Consider the following 16,050-nt stretch of genomic DNA (forward strand, 5'->3'; position numbering starts at 1 on the left):
GGCTGATTGGTTTTTATGCCGAAAATAAAGGAATACACCTTAATTATCAGGCAAATAGTATCAAATCAAGAAGAGTCATCTCTCACCTAACATTAGCGGAGAATGTATTACGCCATTCTCCGCTAATATTATTTGAAATAGTGCTTAATAAAACACTCAAGCACCTCGCCAAAATCTACCAAAATATGGTTTTGATTTATTAGCGCTGATTTGTGGGGATTCCTCAGCGCATAGCGGGTGGTTTTATGTTTAAGCAGCTGACGCTACTTAAACTGGCTAAAGCCATAATCTAAATAAGAATCAATTTCAAATTGATTCTTATTTGTAATTATTAGCAATTATTTAATAGAATTCAGTAATTCAATTCTTTGTTGTTCAAAGCCACTGACCTTACCGCAAACCTCTTTGCCAAAACGCTGGAAATCTTCCTCCTGAGCCCGCCATTCAGCTTTCAAATTATTCTGCAATCCACCCAAACTACCAAGCAAAGATTGTAATGCCTGATTATTATCACCATTTAGGCTAAATTGCTTATTACCAATCTCATTAATACTGTCCTGTAACACTCCACCAAGACTTTGCTCAATTAAGCTACGGCTATCTTTTTCAACCTGCTTAATCGCTTGATGGTGGAATGCCATACCATCAGAGCGAGTTTCAATAATTCGGTTTATTTGCTGATTAAGCCCTGACTCAAGATCAGACAACCGATTACGCACATTGCTATCCTTACCGATAGTCTCTACTACGACTTTATCCAAGGATTTACGGGCCGTTATCAGGTGTCTTCCGGTTTCTTGTTTAATCCAAGGCAAATCCTGCCGCAAAGCCTGCTGATAACGTTGCGCTTTCTGACGCTGTTCTGTATTTAAACTTAAGTTCTTACCATCACGAATTACTGAGCCATCAGGTGAAATCTGGAGATTGCCACTTGCCCCCACAACTTGAACTGATTGAGAAGTAATAATAATGTCATTCTGTGGATTTACCTGGCATTCATAACCTGCCTGAGTCTGAGCAACAAATAGCAAAGATGCAGCGATGATAATTTTGCGTAACATGTTTTCTCCTAAGAAAATCACCTGAGAGTTAAAAAACGGATCGCCCAACACGATCGGCTAACAATTCTAGGGCAGCACAACCGGCCAAAGAGTTCCCCGATCGATCCAATTCCGGTGACCAGACAGTAACTGTAAACTCTCCCGGCACGACACACACGATCCCACCACCAACGCCCGATTTTCCTGGCATACCAATCCTAAATGCAAATTCACCGGAACCATCATACATACCACAGGTCATCATCAGTGCATTAATCTGCCGGGCCTGACGAGGACTAAGGATTTGCTGCTCAGAACCTATCGTACTCCCTTGATTCGCCAAATAAATGAAACATTTAGCAAGCTCAATACAGTTCATTTTCAAAGCGCAATAATGAAAATAAGTTTGCAGTACCGCGAGCACATCGTTATCGAAATTACCGAAGGATTTCATCAGATAGGCAATCGCTGCATTGCGGTAAGAATGTTCCATTTCAGAACGGGCAACTTTGCTGTCGTAACAAATATCAGGACAACCAGCAAGTTTACGCACCACTTCCAGCATACGCTGTTTAGGTGCACTCAATCGCGACTGCAACATGTCACATACAATTAATGCACCCGCGTTAATAAAAGGGTTACGAGGTTTGCCTTTTTCCAGTTCCAACTGAACTAATGAGTTAAATGGCTGACCAGAAGGTTCCTGCCCGACTCGCTGCCAGATCTCTTGTTCCTGATAACGTGTCATGGCTAAAGTCAGACTTAATATTTTAGAAATAGATTGAATCGAAAAACGCTTCTCAGCATCTCCTGCATGAAATATCTGCCCATCGATGGTACAGATAGCTATTGCCAGGTTATCAGCAGGAACTTCCGCCAGTGCAGGAATATAATTTGCCACTTTCCCTTGACCAATCAGGGGACGAACTTGTCGCAAAATATCCGACAATAACGTATTAGAGAACGTTGTACTCACTGACTTTACTCCAGACAGGGGCGCTAATTAATCACCAGGGCCCCTGTTGTGATTCACGCAAGCTATTTTATAGCGATATACCCGTTATCTTTCAAGTTGCCTCTTTGTTGGCTGCGCTCGCTCACTCCGGTCACATAGTTCGCTATGTTCCGGGGGATTCGCTCCCTAGCCATCGTGATGCATCTTGAAATCCATAGGGTATAGATTAATCAATCCCACCAAACATCAAACAATTCAGAGGTCATAACATCTTCCATACCGCGATCTTTCAGCCATTTTTCAACCAATTGGCGGTGTTCTTCTGTACACATACCCATTTTTTGCAAACAGATTAAGCCTTCCCAATTCAGATAACCGCTGGCATCCAATGCTAAGCCATTGGATTCAATCAACTCATCAATAAATGCATCAACAGTGCTATCGATAACATCTACAGGTGTATTAGATGGGAAATTCCACTTAACAGAAAAACCCAACTCTTTAAATTCATCAATATGCATCTTTTTACGCAAACGACGACTGCGGTTTTTAGCCATTACTTAATCCTCTTAAACATTATGTCCCATACGCCATGCCCCAACCGCTGACCGCGCAATTCAAATTTCGTTATCGGGCGTGAAGATGGACGCGGCACATAATCACCATTTTCAGACAAATTAAGGTAATTATCTACGCCATTCATCACTTCCAACATATGTTCAGCATATGGCTGCCAGTCAGTCGCCATATGGAATACGCCCCCCGCTTTCAACTTGCTTTTTATCAGTTCCACAAATGGTGGCTGTACAATCCTGCGTTTATTATGACGTGCTTTATGCCACGGATCCGGAAAGAAAAGCTGTACCATTTCCAAACTATTATCCGGGATCATGTTTTCCAGCACCTCAATCGCATCATGGCACATCACCCGCAAGTTACCGATATTTTCATCTTCAGCGGAAGCCAGACAAGCACCGACTCCAGGTGCATGAACTTCAATTCCAAGAAAGTTTTTCTCAGGATTCTGGCTTGCCATAGTGACAAGTGATGCCCCCATGCCAAAGCCAATTTCCAGCACAATGGGGGCTTCACGCCCAAAAAGTGCCTTCATATCTAGCTTTTCCGCCTGATATTCAACACCCATTTTTGGCCAGAGATCATCAAGTGCTTGTTGCTGACGATTAGTTAACCGGCCTTGACGACGAACAAAACTCCTAACACGGCGCAACGCCCTGCCATTTTCATCAAATTCCGGCGAAATTACGTTATTTATCATGGTATTTCTGTCAGTTTTAAAGACATTTATTCAGGCACTTATGGCTGCTTTACCGGCAAACCACCTAAAGAGAGCGCATTATCCAAAGATGGGCGATTTTAGCAAGTCCAATAGTGACAAGTACAATTTTAATCCCAGATTGCGCAGTGCTGCAAAAACAAAGTTCCGGTTTACAGTGAAGTAACACTATGTTGCAATCCTGTTCACGAAACACTGATATTCCCTAAAGATAATTATCCCAATGATGGAAGCAAAGCAATTCTCCAAAGTGGTACTGGATTGGTACCATAGTTACGGTCGTAAAACCCTGCCCTGGCAACTGGAAAAGACCTCTTACCACGTCTGGCTTTCAGAAGTGATGTTGCAACAAACTCAGGTTGCGACGGTCATTCCCTATTTTCAGCGCTTTATTTCACGTTTTCCCGATGTGACTTTACTTGCCTCAGCCCCCCTTGATGAAGTCCTTCATTTATGGACCGGTCTTGGTTACTACGCCCGCGCTCGTAATTTACATAAAGCAGCACAACAGATTGTGGAGCGGCACCAAGGGAAATTCCCGACAACTTTTGAAGATGTGGTTGCCCTACCCGGTGTTGGTCGTTCAACAGCAGGCGCAATCCTTTCACTTTCTCAAGGTAAACATTTCCCAATTCTTGATGGCAATGTTAAACGGGTATTGGCCCGCTGTTATGCCGTGGAAGGTTGGCCGGGTAAAAAAGAGGTCGAAAGCAGCCTCTGGCAAATCAGCACCAATGTAACGCCAGTACAAGAGGTGGAATATTTTAATCAGGCAATGATGGATTTAGGCGCAATGGTTTGCACTCGCAGCAAGCCGAAATGTGAAATCTGCCCATTAAATCAAGGATGTATCGCTTACGCTAACCATAGCTGGACAAAATATCCCGGTAAAAAACCTAAACAGAGCATTCCTGAGAAAACAGCTTATTTCTTGCTGATGCAGAATAATGATTCTGTCTGGCTAGAACAACGCCCACCAACAGGGATCTGGGGGGGTTTGTTTGCGTTTCCTCAGTTTGAGAGCATGGATTTGCTAAACGGTTGGCTAGAACAATCAGGTATTTCTCACAGTAAACATGAACAACTCACCGCATTCCGCCACACATTTAGCCATTTTCATCTAGATATTGTGCCGATAAAAATAAATATCTTATCCTTTACTACCTGCATGGATGAAAATACAGGACTTTGGTATAACTTACAGCAACCCGCAACTGTTGGGCTGGCAGCACCAGTTGAATATCTATTACAGCAACTGAGCTGAATCCCATACCCACTATTTTGAGGATTTATTATGAGCAGAACTGTTTTTTGTACTTTCTTACAACGCGAAGCCGAAGGACTGGATTTTCAGCTTTATCCGGGCGAATTGGGCAAACGCATTTTCAATGAAATTTCCAAAGAAGCGTGGGGACAATGGATGAGCAAACAAACCATGTTGATCAATGAGAAAAAACTCAACACTATGAACCCGGAAGATCGCAAATTACTTGAACAGGAAATGACCAAATTCCTGTTCGAAGGTCATGATATTCAAATTGATGGATATACCCCACCAGAAAAATAATATTTAGCTTTCATCAGAGCCACTGGCTCTGATGTTGTATTCAACACCAGATGGCAATGTAAGATGAAAAAACTGTTAGCGTTGTTTGTTATTGCCCCAATTCTTATTTCCTGTACCAGCAACAAAAATAGTGAATACCGCGAAGAATATATAAAAGATACCAATGGTTTTGATATTTTGATGGGCCAGTTTGCTCATAACATTGAGAACATTTGGGGGTTGCATGAAGTATTAATTGCAGGCCCAAAGGATTACGTTAAATATACCGATCAATACCGGACCCGCAGCCATATCAATTTTGAAGCTGGAACGATCACGATTGAGACAATTTCTCCAATTGACCCTACAACCTATTTACGCAAGGCCATTATCACGACCTTATTAATGGGTGATGATCCAGGTTCCGTTGATCTTTATTCTGATACTAACGATATTCAGATCAGTAAAGAACCTTTCCTTTACGGACAAGTTATGGATAATAATGGCCAACCGATTCGTTGGGAATGGCGAGCAACACACTTTGCAGATTATCTGATTGCCAACAAATTACAAAAACGCCAATCCGGTTTACATGTCATTTGGTCTGTCACTATACAACTGGTACCAAACCATTTGGACAAACGTGCTCATAAATATCTGCCACTGATTCGTCAAGCTTCCATTAAATATGGCATAGATGAATCCCTAATTTTGGCGATTATGCAAATAGAATCCAGCTTCAACCCCTATGCAGTCAGCCGTTCTGATGCACTTGGATTGATGCAAGTTGTACAACATACTGCTGGCCGTGATGTCTTTAAAATGAAAGGTAAATCAGGGCAACCAAGCCGTAGTTATCTATTTGATCCAGGCAATAACATCGATGCCGGCACTGCATATTTATCGATATTACAAAACAGTTATCTGGTTGACATCACTAACGCAACATCTCGCCGCTACGCAGTAATAACGGCTTACAACGGTGGTGCCGGTAGTGTATTAAGAGTATTTTCTAGCGATAAGAAAAAAGCGGCTCAAATTATTAATAACATGGTACCGGGTGACGTTTATGAAACCTTGACAACCAAACATCCATCGGCAGAATCACGTCGCTACCTGATGAAAGTCAATACTGCCCAGAAAAACTACCATCATTAACACATTAAAATATTAAGAAAATAACGGAGAGCAAATTTTCTACTCTCCATTATTGTTTTGCTTATATTTCTAGCCAATCGAATAATTTCAAAGCATAAGTCACTATTTCCAAAGAAATCTATTGACGGGTTCTACCGAATACGGTTTAATGCGCCCCGTTGCCCGGATAGCTCAGTCGGTAGAGCAGAGGATTGAAAATCCTCGTGTCGGTGGTTCGATTCCGCCTCCGGGCACCAATTCAAAGTGCGCTTGTTGGGAGATAAAAACTTAACGGGCGTTCGATACTGGGACCTAAGTGCATCGTTACAGTTGACTTAATCTTGCGTCGCTTCGATATAAAGTATAAAGGTTCTAGATTCAGGATATCTGAGAGATCAGGTGTCCTTTTTTCGCTCGAGCGCAATATTTACAAGTTCTATTGCAACTGTCAAGCCATCCAAACTAAAATCAATGAATTAATTAACACGATGTTGTATGTTGGTTACTCAACTTTCCTCATTGATCAGAAGAAAGTTAATTATGGGTGATGGTATCAGTTCAAAAAAATTCCCTATCTTGCGACAGGGAATTTGTACAGAAAAAACAAGTCCAGGCAACAGCGAAGAGACTTTGTTTTATCCGATTAACATTTCGCCTTTTTCTGGCTCAGCATCGATATAAAGCATTAATTCACGCTCCAGCGCACGCCCGGCAGTATCCAGATTGATATCAATATATTCCATCGTCGTGGCAATACTGCGATGCCCCAGTAATCCGCGCACCATTTGCAAATTACGATCAGGCGCTTTCATCAGTTCAGTTGCCAGGGTATGCCGGAAACGGTGTGGACCCACATCAAATCCACACTCTTTTGATAAGCGCCGAAAGAATGATTTTATCGTCTGTAACTGGTCTGTTTCACTTCCTCTGTCTATATATGCGAGTCTTATATTAGAACTAAAGCGTCGACTAGAAGTATAGCACTTTGTCGTTAGTCTGATTCTTCCATTTATTTTAGTTTATTATTTCTTAATAATTCTATCTGTGAATCAGATCTAATATCGTTGAACTGGGATATTATATTTTGATTTTATTGGAGTATTAGACATTTTTCAGAGTTTCCTTGGGAATCTATCGGGCTTCAGGAATAATTGATACACCACTACATCATTTTTATTTAGTCAGTCCAAAAGTGTTATGACCTAAGAAAAACAGGAGCGATTCACAATCACTCTCTAAATGCATATCTTCACAGCAAATTTATATCTGATTGTGTCCAGGTTGAAACACAACATCGGGAATAGAAGATATAGAGAGGGTTTTTCTCTGTGCATTTACTGGTATACCGCATCAATGACATAACTTTTTGTAATTCTAACTTTTTTTAAAAATTCTATGTCATGGGAAATGAGGATTAAAGTGCCAGGATAGGCTTGAAGAATATCTATTACATGCTGTCGTATGGTTATGTCAAGGTTGTTAGTCAGTTCATCAAGAATCAACAACGGCGGAGCTTTGGCAGCAATGCAAGCCAGTGACAAACGTGCTTTCTCCCCTCCTGAAAGCACAGAAACTTGGGATTGAACAAGCTCGTTTTGCCGAAATAGGAAATTGCTGAGGTGGTTGCGTAATTCTGGCTGACTCCAATCTGGGACAACATTCATCAACGCTTGCAGCACCGTATGGTTAGGATTGAGATTAGCATAGTGTTGATCCAAATAGCCAATGTCTCGGGGTTGAGGTATCAGCCAATCACCACTACGTATAATTTCCGGATCTCCAAGAATTGCACGTGCTAATGTAGATTTACCACTACCATTGCAGCCTTTCAGCGCTAAACGTTCGCCTTGTACAAGACTAAAATTAATATTTTCAAACAGTAATTTTTCATATCCTACTGCGCCATTCGTAACCTGCAAAACAGTTTGCTTTGATCTTACAACTGCTGGTAAATGAAAACGTGGCGTGACAACTTTGACAGGATTCAACTGAGACAATTGCTCCAATAATTCTTTACGGTGTTCCGTAATTTCAGCTTGTTTGCGTCCGGCTGTTGAGCTACCTCTACTAAGTTTAGTTGGAGACTTTACTGTGGCCCATTTTCGGTTTTGGATACTTTTGATACCACGTTAACGAGCATGGCTTGCACGCTCATTCTCCTTCATTAATGCCTTATGGGTGCCTTTTCTGGCGCGCTTAATAGTTGTCAATTGTTTTTCCAACATTTTCCTCTGGAGATCTTGCTCTGCAATATAGTCCATATATCGGCCAGAAAATACTTCAATACGCCCATCTCGGATATGCCAAATAGTATCGCATACCTCATTCATTAAAGTTTCATCATGAGTAACTAGCACGATACTGATATTGTTATGTGATCTCTGCAACATGCGAGATAACGAGCGGCGATTACCATCATCAAGATGATTAGTTGGTTCATCTAACAATAATACATCGGATGCATTTGCCATTGCCTGAATTAATGCCTGATTTACACGTTGTCCTCCACTTAAGCCATCTTTGTCCCCATGCTCCTGAGCAACATAACCAATATTAAGTTCCAAATCTGTAATGACTTTTCCTTCACTTGGCTCCAAGCTGCCATATAAAATTCGTAAGAGTGACGACTTACCACAGCCATTGTCTCCGACAATCGCAATACGTTGCCCCCTTTTGATAATGGCATTAAATTCAGAGAAGCAGATTTTATGGGGAAAAGAAACACCAAGATCATGTAGTTGAATCATATATATGAATGCTCCCAGTAATAAGTAAAAAGTGGTAGGATCGCCCGATCTACAGAACACCAAACAGAGGAGCTGGAGCTAGAATCAAGGCATTCCGCAAAATGGATAGAAAAACGATCAGCACTTATCCGTCATCACATGTACAGTAATTGTTTATGCCCATTACAACCTTTAGGCACACATAAAAGCCGAAAACCACACTTACTACTACTTTTATAATATGTTATGACCTGACGGCAATAACATTAGATGCTATATATTAGCAAAAACTATTTCGTGTTGTTTGTCACATTACGCTATCGTGAGTCAACTGCCACCCAGCCATCTAACCAAGCGAACTCAATTAGCAATAGTAATTTAATTTGGTTTTAGGGCCAGATCTCACATTTTTAATGTGGTTACTATGGGTAAAAATAACGCTTTACATACTCAATAAACATAAAGAGAAATATCAAAACCTATTAATAAAATTATATTGAATATGCGAAATTATCAATGTCTGTATGGCAATTGATTTTTATACAAAATAGAATCCCTCCCTGAGTTTGGTTTTGATACAAGCAATTCTACCTCATATATACCCGTAATCATTGAAGATGCTTGATTTTATCCGAAATGGAGATCATTATCCTCGCTATGAAAATATTTATTACACCAGAACAAAAAATCAAACTTGAACGTCTTCACGACACCACTCGCGATGGTCAGGTACGAGACAGAATAAAAGCGATCCTTCTGGCTTCTAAAGGGTGGAGTTCTGTGATGATAGCCCAGGCATTGCGACTCCATCAGACCACCGTTGACCGCCATATCAGTGATTACCTCAATCAGGGGAAACTTCAATCTGATAATGGGGGGTCTGATAGTTTGCTTTCCCGAGAACAAACTGATTTTTTAATCAATCACTTATCTCAACATCTTTTCCATCACACCCATGAAATCGTGGCCTATGTTGCTCAGCTCTGGAAGATTACCTTTAGCATTCCCGGCATGAATAAATGGCTACACCGTCAGGGTTTTTCTTATAAAAAACCGGGTGGCGTCCCTCATAAATTCGACGCAGAAAAACAGCGACAATTTATTGAATATAATGAAAATCTTAAAGTCACAGCGAAAGACGAACCCATCCTTTTTCTTGACGCTGTTCACCCGACTCAAGGTACCAAACTCGGTTATGGCTGGATGCGAAAGGGCAAGAAAAAAACAGTCAAAACAACAGGAAGCCGGACTCGCCTGAATATATTGGGCGCGCTCAACCTGAATGCCATTGGTCGTACGGTGTTCCAGGAATATCAAACCATCAATGACTACAATATTTGCTGTTTTTTCAATGAAATAAGAAAGTCTTATCCTGACTATCATCAAAAAATTCACCTTATTGTGGATGGAGCGGGTTACAACAAAGCTCATTTCGTGAAGGAGTGGGCTTATGTGAGCAATATTGAGTTACATTACCTTCCTCCATACAGCCCAAATTTAAACCCGATAGAGCGATTATGGAAGGTCATGAATGAACATGTTCGAAATAACCGTTATTTCGCGGATAAACATGAATTTCGAGACAAAGTCTTCAAATTTTTCACCACAACGCTACCGGATATAGCGGACTCGCTGATGTCTAGAATTAACGACCATTTTCAGGTGCTAAAAACTGCATCTTGAAGTTTCTTGGGTATATATTGTTGTCCAACAGACTGAAGTCTGCATGCAATATTGATAGTACCAACTGCAGCAATCCCCGATATTCTGACAGTTCAGATAGTATGAAACCATCACATACAGAAGATTCACCTATTAGACGGGCAGGAATTTGGAGCAGTAGCATGCCATTTTAAAAGCCAGTAAAGTTTTAACCATTGGATAAGCAGCTTACATCAACTCAATTTACAACAGGAAGATACTCGGTAGTGATTTCCTGGCGTGTGATCGACCATGAAAGTCTTGAGTAACGGTTCTGAATTCAGAAATAGCCGTCATTTTGCCAATTACCTAGGGTAGGCTCCCAAAGAGCACGGTGGTGGAAAATCAACTTATTGGGTATCACAACACGTTATCCACGGTGACCATTCAGTCATTTATCGGGTGAGTAAAATACCGGATGACCGATGTAACAGGTTATAACATGGGCTGAAAGGCCCCATATCCTGTAAAGGAGTGAACTTTGTGAACTATTCATCTTTTCCAAACTATTGAAATAGTGAGGGCAAAAAATGCGGATAATCATCGGGACTCTCTGAAATCGAATATATGTTTGTAGCTATACTGTCAGTAAAAAAATCATTACTTGTATTGGGTTATTGTCTATGTACTCTATTTAGAGGAATTTATTTATGGTTTTTTGGGATAGAGGATTCATAGTTTAGGATTTAGGGCGATCGGCTAGTAGGAGCATTTTAATCGGACGGCGTACCACTGTTGAGGTTTCAGAATTTATTATCAAGAAATGGTTGGGCCTGCGTAGCAAATATAGTCGAATAGTGGTGTAGTATGAGTTTCCCCTTGATGGATGCGAATTCAGTCGTAGTTCGTTACTTGGAGCAAATAATTAAAATGTGATGAATTAGGAGTAAGTATGCAAACAAAGAATAATTTTTTTTACTTTAAGGAAATTGTGAAACTAGCTACACCAATTTTAAGTGTACGCATTCTCTATATCGCTGTGGGTTTTATCGGTATGTTGTTTATTGCTCATCTTGGCAAGCAAGAGTTGGCTGCTAGTGCACTAGTAGCTGCATTGAGTAGCACTATAATGGTTGTTACCATGTCGCCGTTGCTAGCGGTCGGTATCACTGTTAGTCGTTGTTATGGACAGTATAAGCTTCGCGAAATTGGCATGGAAATCCGGCAGGCTTGGTTAATTAGTATTGTTCTCGGTGTTATTAGTTCGTTGGTCTTCTGGAACTTAACGAAATTGCTAGTATGGATGCATCAGCCTATTGAGTTAGTGCCGCTGATTGATCCTTATTTTCGCGCAATGGCATGGAGTGTAATTCCTTCTTTACTATTGGCAAGTTGTCATCAGATGTTTTTTCCTATTAAGAAAGGATATCTTGTCGTGGTATTAAGCGCACTGAATTTGGGTTTCACGATATTGCTTGGCTATGCTTTAATTTATGGTTACGCTGGTTTGCCTACATTGGGCATGGCTGGCTGGGCCTATGGTATATCAATTGCTAACTGGACTCTCGCGATTGGTGTTTTTATTTATTTATACTTTGCTAAAAGTTTTACTAATTACCATTTGTTTGATTTCAGGGTACTATGGGATCCAGCACGATTGGTGGCTTTTTTTCACATTGGTTTTCCTATTACAATACAGTTTGCCAGCGAACTACTGATTTTTAGTGCGATTAACATTATGGTCGGTTGGCTCGGTGTGGGTGCTTTGAGTGTTCAACAGATATTGATCCAGTGTTCCACCGTTGCTCTAATGATTCCTATGGGAATAGGACAGGCTTGTACGATTTTGGTCAGTTATACGGTTGGCAATGGTGAATATAATCTGATAAGGAAGATTGGTTATGTCGGTCTGGTGCTGGTACTCAGCTGCATGATAGCTATCGCAATTGTATATTTGCTAAATCCACTTGCTATTATCGGTTTGTATATCAATCTGGGGGCAGAGGAAAATGCGGCCCTTATAGGGGTGGCGAAGGTCATGCTGGCTATCGTTGCTTTTTCTCAAATTGCTGATGCTGTGCGTAACTTACTGATGGCAGTATTACGTGGTTTGAGAGACGTCTGGTATCCGATGTGGGTTAATATGGGATTGCTCTGGATATTCGGCTTTCCTTTTTCTTATTTGCTGGCTTTTCCTTTAAAACAAGGCCAGCAAGGTATTAATCTTGGCCTCCTTATTACATTTTTACTCGGGGCAATTCTGATGATGGTGCGGTTTTTTCGTAAAACTGCCGATGTGGCGCATAGCAAAATACCTGGCAAATCGTTTAATAATTAACCTACCCTATGGTTAAGCCGTCACTAACCTATCCATTTCTGAGCGGGAGATATTCAGTGGCGGTTTGTTCTCTTTGAAACAATAAACGATTAGCCCTTCTAACACATTCAACATGAATCCCTGTAGGCTACGGTGCCGTGAGTATTCTATCTGAGAAATATTCTTTAACTGATCATTGATGGGTTGAGTAGACCACGGGAACTACCCCCGCAGCCTCTCGCAGAACGGTACGTGAGCCTCTCGACTCATACCGCTCCCATCAGGCAAACACGCCTGTCATTCCTGCCCGCCAATGGGCAAACACGCCTGTCATTCCTGCCCGCCAATGGGCAAACACGCCTGTCATTCCTGCCCGCCAATGGGCAAACAGCCCCTTATGCTGCTTTGCGATCCTTTGAAGCAGTTTTGAGGCTTGAGTTTTGTGTCTGCTCAGTGCCTTGAACTTTCGCCTGGCCCAGCGCACCAGCGCTTTGTTGAGTTGCCTGAAGACCTTATACAGTTCCGACCGGCAAAATTGCCCATAATAATTCAGCCAGCCATTGATTATGGGGTTTAGCCAGTTTGCCAGTTGTATCAGGTTCAGTTCTGTCCGCATTCGGATCTTCAACTTACGGATTTTGAATCTCATGGCTTTTTGGGCCGCTTTGCTGACTGCCGGTGTAAAACTCACAAACAAACTGTTTCTTTTACGGTTCTTGACCCACCTTGGTCTGAACGTATATCCAAGAAAATCAAATATCCAAGAAAATCAAAACAGGTATGTTCATATTTTCCCTTTCGTTCTACATCTTTACAGTAAGCAATCCGGGTTTTGTCCGGATGCAGTGCCAATCCACATTCCCTGAAACGGTGTTCCAACCTTTGCCAGATTTCTCTGGCCTGAGCTTCACTCTGGCAATGAACCAGTCGTCGAGTCGCCCCGGGGAACCTCCCCCCAAGGCGCTCACGGAACCGGACGTGAACGTCTCCGCTCATCCGGCTCTTCCCATTGAAGCCTGCCCCCATAGTAGCGGCCAGTGGGCAAATAACCTCGTTTCACTCCGCGCAACACTCGCCAGCCAGTGACTGGCCCGTCGCCGGTGGCCCCGAAGTCGCTTATGTTTACGGGTCAGCCATAACACGAGTTTGCGATCGATTTGCCTCAGCGTTGGATACAGGGCCAATTTATAAAAAGCACCGTAATAATTTATCCAGCCTCTGATTTTCGCATTGAACATATGCGCCAGATCGTACAAGGACTTGTCACTGCGATTTTGCAGACCCCAACTCCTCACCTCCTGACGGATTGCTTTCCCTGCTCTGGCACTCATCCCCGGACTGAAGTTAACGAAGGTCTTACCCCAGCGATTCTTCGACAAACGGGGCCGGAATGTATAGCCCAGAAAGTCGAAGCGCGTCTCTGCGTAATTCCCCCGTCGATCGGCATCTTTACAGTAAACCATCCGGGTCTTCTGCGGATGCAACTCCAGCCCACATTGCGCGAACCGCTGGCCTGCTTTACTTATCAGTGCTTCGGCCTGCAACTGACTGTGACAGTGGCATACAACATCATCGGCATACCTTTCAAAGGGGACGCCGGGAAACTGACGTTTCATCCACATATCAAAGGCATAATGCAGGAACAGATTCGAGATCAGAGGTGAAATCACGCCGCCCTGCGGCGTCCCCCCTGTTCCGTACCTGCACCCTTCCATCCGGCATTTGCACCGGCACCTTCAGCCAGCGTTCGATATACATCACCAACCAGCGTTCCTGTGTGTGATGCCGCACTGCTTTCAGTAACAGGGCATGATCAATATTATCAAAGAAGCCTTTGATATCGATTTCCACAACCCAGTCAAACTTCCAGCAGCGTGTTCTCGCCTGCGCAATCGCCTGGTGAGCAGATTTTCCCGGCCGGTAGCCATACGAGTCGGCATGGAACAGAGGTTCCAGTACAGGCTCAAGTACCTGTTTAACGACCATCTGGGCGATTCTGTCCGACACGGCAGGAATACCGAGCGGACGCACACCACCATCAGCTTTGGGGATCTCCACACGCCTTACCGCCTGCGGCATATAACTGCCCGAAGCCAGTCTGTTCCATAGCTTGTAGAGATTGTCTGCAACATTCTCGTCAAACCCGGCCAGTGTCTGTCCGTCAATACCTGCCGCACCACGGTTAGCTTTCACTCGTTTATACGCTTCCCACACCTGTCGCTTACTCACAGGAAATGGCTTTGCCGGTTTTACAGCAGTCCTCCCACCGGCTTTATCGCCCGTGGTTGCTGTCGTGCCATCAGCACAATGGGGCAAGCCCTTTGCTCCAGACCCATTACGGCCCTTCAACGCTACTACGGCTTGCTCCGCCCCTGTACCCCGCATTGGTACTCTGGCGCTCATGGGACCTCCACTTGCGTTTCTCCCTTCTCATCGGGGTGACAGGTTCCCACGTTCCCCACAAGAGCCTGAATCGACTTCACGCCGCCTTTATGCCGGATGCCGCGCAGGCAGTAAACAGGTCGCCCCCTGCGCTTATCCCACAGGAACGACTCCACCATGGTTTTGACATCATCTATACGCTTTCGACACATCATCAACGGTTCACTTTCGTTCGTCTCTTCGATCCCTACCTGATCGGGTCACGCCCGACCTTTTCCCATCTCGCTCACCACCACGTCTCTTAAACGCAGCAGCAGTGGGGGGTTTGGTGCCTGCGCCTGTACGCCGACACCGAGGGGCCTGCCCTCATCTCTTGTGTTGCATAGCTGCACGGGGACTTACGTCCCCGGTGCATGCCTTCGTGGCACACCATCATCCGCATAGCGACACCATTTCATCCGGGGATGATATTTCTGCATCCACTTGTCGAAAACGTAGTGCAGAAATAAATTGGCCAGTATCGGGCTAATCACACCGCCTTGCGGTGTCCCTTTCTCTCGGAATAACATCTCACTATGGCATTTCATCGGGGCCGTTAGCCAGCGTTCGATGTACAGGCAGAGCCACGGGCTATTTGTGTGTTTCCTCACGGCTTTCATGAGTAAATCATGAGGAATATTGTCAAACAACCCTTTGATATCGAACTCCAATACCCAATCTTGCTGCCAGCATCGCTGCCTTGTGACTCTGATGGCATCAATCGCCGACTTATTCGGTCGGTAGCCATAAGAATCCGGCAAAAAATGAGGTTCAACAAGGGGTTCGAAATGAAGCCTGACCACCATTTGTGCCACACGATCCGCAACCGTGGGGATCCCCAGCAGACGTTCACCTCCCGACTTCTTGGGAATAGCGACACCTTTCACCGGAGGTGGATAATAACTACCTGATGACAGGCGGTTCCAGAGTTTATACAAATTCCCTTTTAGGTTTGATTCAAAATCCGCGAGGG

Annotated in this window: 13 protein-coding genes, 1 tRNA gene and 5 pseudogenes; 7 read left to right on the top strand and 12 right to left on the bottom strand. The window is 43.3% G+C overall.

The genetic code is table 11. The features are described 5' to 3' along the window. A pseudogene (locus tag CKY02_RS21230) lies at positions 1 to 203 on the top strand (IS4 family transposase); the annotation flags it as partial. Positions 204 to 338: 135 nt separating this feature from the next. Here the strand turns inward: CKY02_RS21230 and CKY02_RS21235 are convergent. The 4 genes from CKY02_RS21235 to trmB form a co-directional block, all read right to left on the bottom strand. Next, the gene (locus CKY02_RS21235) at positions 339 to 1,061 is read right to left on the bottom strand and encodes a YggN family protein (protein WP_112896806.1); all 723 of its coding nucleotides are present in this window, start codon (positions 1,059 to 1,061) and stop codon (positions 339 to 341) included. 28 nt (positions 1,062 to 1,089) lie between these two features. Next, complete coding sequence (glsB, locus tag CKY02_RS21240; RefSeq protein WP_112878755.1) at positions 1,090 to 2,016, bottom strand: glutaminase B; 927 nt, start codon at positions 2,014 to 2,016, stop codon at positions 1,090 to 1,092. Positions 2,017 to 2,225: 209 nt separating this feature from the next. Continuing rightward, on the bottom strand, positions 2,226 to 2,552 hold the full coding sequence (locus tag CKY02_RS21250) for a YggL family protein (RefSeq protein WP_112896807.1): 327 nt from the start codon (positions 2,550 to 2,552) through the stop codon (positions 2,226 to 2,228). Then, on the bottom strand, positions 2,552 to 3,271 hold the full coding sequence (trmB, locus tag CKY02_RS21255) for a tRNA (guanosine(46)-N7)-methyltransferase TrmB (RefSeq protein ID WP_112878758.1): 720 nt from the start codon (positions 3,269 to 3,271) through the stop codon (positions 2,552 to 2,554). Before trmB ends, CKY02_RS21250 begins: the two co-directional genes overlap by 1 nt. 241 nt (positions 3,272 to 3,512) lie before the next feature. Here trmB and mutY point away from each other — a divergent pair, with 241 nt between their 5' ends. From mutY to CKY02_RS21280, 4 genes are all read left to right on the top strand, one after another. Then, a complete protein-coding gene (gene mutY, locus CKY02_RS21265; RefSeq protein WP_112896808.1) occupies positions 3,513 to 4,553 on the top strand; it encodes an A/G-specific adenine glycosylase in 1,041 nt (346 codons plus the stop codon). A gap of 30 nt (positions 4,554 to 4,583) precedes the next feature. Next, positions 4,584 to 4,856 carry an oxidative damage protection protein gene (locus CKY02_RS21270; protein ID WP_112896809.1) on the top strand — a complete coding sequence of 91 codons (273 nt, stop codon included), beginning with the start codon at positions 4,584 to 4,586 and terminating at the stop codon, positions 4,854 to 4,856. Between the two features lie 63 nt (positions 4,857 to 4,919). Continuing rightward, complete coding sequence (mltC, locus tag CKY02_RS21275; protein WP_112896810.1) at positions 4,920 to 5,993, top strand: membrane-bound lytic murein transglycosylase MltC; 1,074 nt, start codon at positions 4,920 to 4,922, stop codon at positions 5,991 to 5,993. 160 nt (positions 5,994 to 6,153) lie between these two features. Beyond that, positions 6,154 to 6,229: transfer RNA gene (locus tag CKY02_RS21280), tRNA-Phe, on the top strand. Positions 6,230 to 6,607: 378 nt separating this feature from the next. On the opposite strand, the pseudogene CKY02_RS21285 reads toward CKY02_RS21280, so the two are convergent. The 3 genes and pseudogenes from CKY02_RS21285 to CKY02_RS25340 all read right to left on the bottom strand — a co-directional run. Further along, positions 6,608 to 6,880: pseudogene (locus CKY02_RS21285) on the bottom strand (site-specific integrase); the annotation flags it as partial. Between the two features lie 426 nt (positions 6,881 to 7,306). After that, on the bottom strand, positions 7,307 to 7,969 hold the full coding sequence (locus CKY02_RS25335; RefSeq protein WP_205068474.1) for an ATP-binding cassette domain-containing protein: 663 nt from the start codon (positions 7,967 to 7,969) through the stop codon (positions 7,307 to 7,309). A gap of 132 nt (positions 7,970 to 8,101) precedes the next feature. After that, positions 8,102 to 8,719 carry an ATP-binding cassette domain-containing protein gene (locus CKY02_RS25340; protein WP_205068475.1) on the bottom strand — a complete coding sequence of 206 codons (618 nt, stop codon included), beginning with the start codon at positions 8,717 to 8,719 and terminating at the stop codon, positions 8,102 to 8,104. 636 nt (positions 8,720 to 9,355) lie between these two features. Here CKY02_RS25340 and CKY02_RS21295 point away from each other — a divergent pair. Together CKY02_RS21295 and CKY02_RS21300 are read left to right on the top strand one after the other, a co-directional pair. Then, positions 9,356 to 10,381 carry an IS630 family transposase gene (locus CKY02_RS21295; protein WP_112896811.1) on the top strand — a complete coding sequence of 342 codons (1,026 nt, stop codon included), beginning with the start codon at positions 9,356 to 9,358 and terminating at the stop codon, positions 10,379 to 10,381. A 910-nt stretch (positions 10,382 to 11,291) separates the two neighbouring features. Beyond that, entirely contained in the window at positions 11,292 to 12,677 is a 1,386-nt protein-coding gene (locus tag CKY02_RS21300) for an MATE family efflux transporter (protein WP_112896812.1), read from the top strand. Positions 12,678 to 12,689: 12 nt separating this feature from the next. Here the strand turns inward: CKY02_RS21300 and CKY02_RS21305 are convergent. The 5 genes and pseudogenes from CKY02_RS21305 to CKY02_RS21325 form a co-directional block, all read right to left on the bottom strand. Continuing rightward, positions 12,690 to 12,863, bottom strand: a pseudogene (locus CKY02_RS21305) (IS982 family transposase); the annotation flags it as partial. Between the two features lie 73 nt (positions 12,864 to 12,936). Then, positions 12,937 to 13,347 carry a group II intron maturase-specific domain-containing protein gene (locus tag CKY02_RS25965; protein ID WP_167405350.1) on the bottom strand — a complete coding sequence of 137 codons (411 nt, stop codon included), beginning with the start codon at positions 13,345 to 13,347 and terminating at the stop codon, positions 12,937 to 12,939. Next, a complete protein-coding gene (locus CKY02_RS25970; RefSeq protein ID WP_240002110.1) occupies positions 13,344 to 13,652 on the bottom strand; it encodes a hypothetical protein in 309 nt (102 codons plus the stop codon). The genes CKY02_RS25965 and CKY02_RS25970 overlap by 4 nt, the downstream gene beginning before the upstream one ends. Continuing rightward, positions 13,649 to 15,059: pseudogene (gene ltrA / locus CKY02_RS26470) on the bottom strand (group II intron reverse transcriptase/maturase). The gene CKY02_RS25970 and the pseudogene ltrA overlap by 4 nt, the downstream one beginning before the upstream one ends. A 404-nt stretch (positions 15,060 to 15,463) precedes the next feature. Then, positions 15,464 to 16,050, bottom strand: a pseudogene (locus CKY02_RS21325) (reverse transcriptase domain-containing protein); the annotation flags it as partial.

The organism is Photorhabdus bodei (assembly GCF_003287735.1).
GTDB lineage: Bacteria > Pseudomonadota > Gammaproteobacteria > Enterobacterales > Enterobacteriaceae > Photorhabdus > Photorhabdus kayaii.

Excerpts from the sequence above, each read along its gene's own strand:
- CKY02_RS21235 (WP_112896806.1), bottom strand. The coding sequence starts at position 1,061 with ATGTTACGCAAAATTATCATCGCTGCATCTTTGCTATTTGTTGCTCAG.
- CKY02_RS21250 (WP_112896807.1), bottom strand. The coding sequence starts at position 2,552 with ATGGCTAAAAACCGCAGTCGTCGTTTGCGTAAAAAGATGCATATTGAT.
- trmB (WP_112878758.1), bottom strand. The coding sequence starts at position 3,271 with ATGATAAATAACGTAATTTCGCCGGAATTTGATGAAAATGGCAGGGCG.
- mutY (WP_112896808.1), top strand. The coding sequence starts at position 3,513 with ATGATGGAAGCAAAGCAATTCTCCAAAGTGGTACTGGATTGGTACCAT.
- CKY02_RS21270 (WP_112896809.1), top strand. The coding sequence starts at position 4,584 with ATGAGCAGAACTGTTTTTTGTACTTTCTTACAACGCGAAGCCGAAGGA.
- mltC (WP_112896810.1), top strand. The coding sequence starts at position 4,920 with ATGAAAAAACTGTTAGCGTTGTTTGTTATTGCCCCAATTCTTATTTCC.
- CKY02_RS25340 (WP_205068475.1), bottom strand. The coding sequence starts at position 8,719 with ATGATTCAACTACATGATCTTGGTGTTTCTTTTCCCCATAAAATCTGC.
- CKY02_RS21295 (WP_112896811.1), top strand. The coding sequence starts at position 9,356 with ATGAAAATATTTATTACACCAGAACAAAAAATCAAACTTGAACGTCTT.
- CKY02_RS21300 (WP_112896812.1), top strand. The coding sequence starts at position 11,292 with ATGCAAACAAAGAATAATTTTTTTTACTTTAAGGAAATTGTGAAACTA.
- CKY02_RS25970 (WP_240002110.1), bottom strand. The coding sequence starts at position 13,652 with ATGAGCGGAGACGTTCACGTCCGGTTCCGTGAGCGCCTTGGGGGGAGG.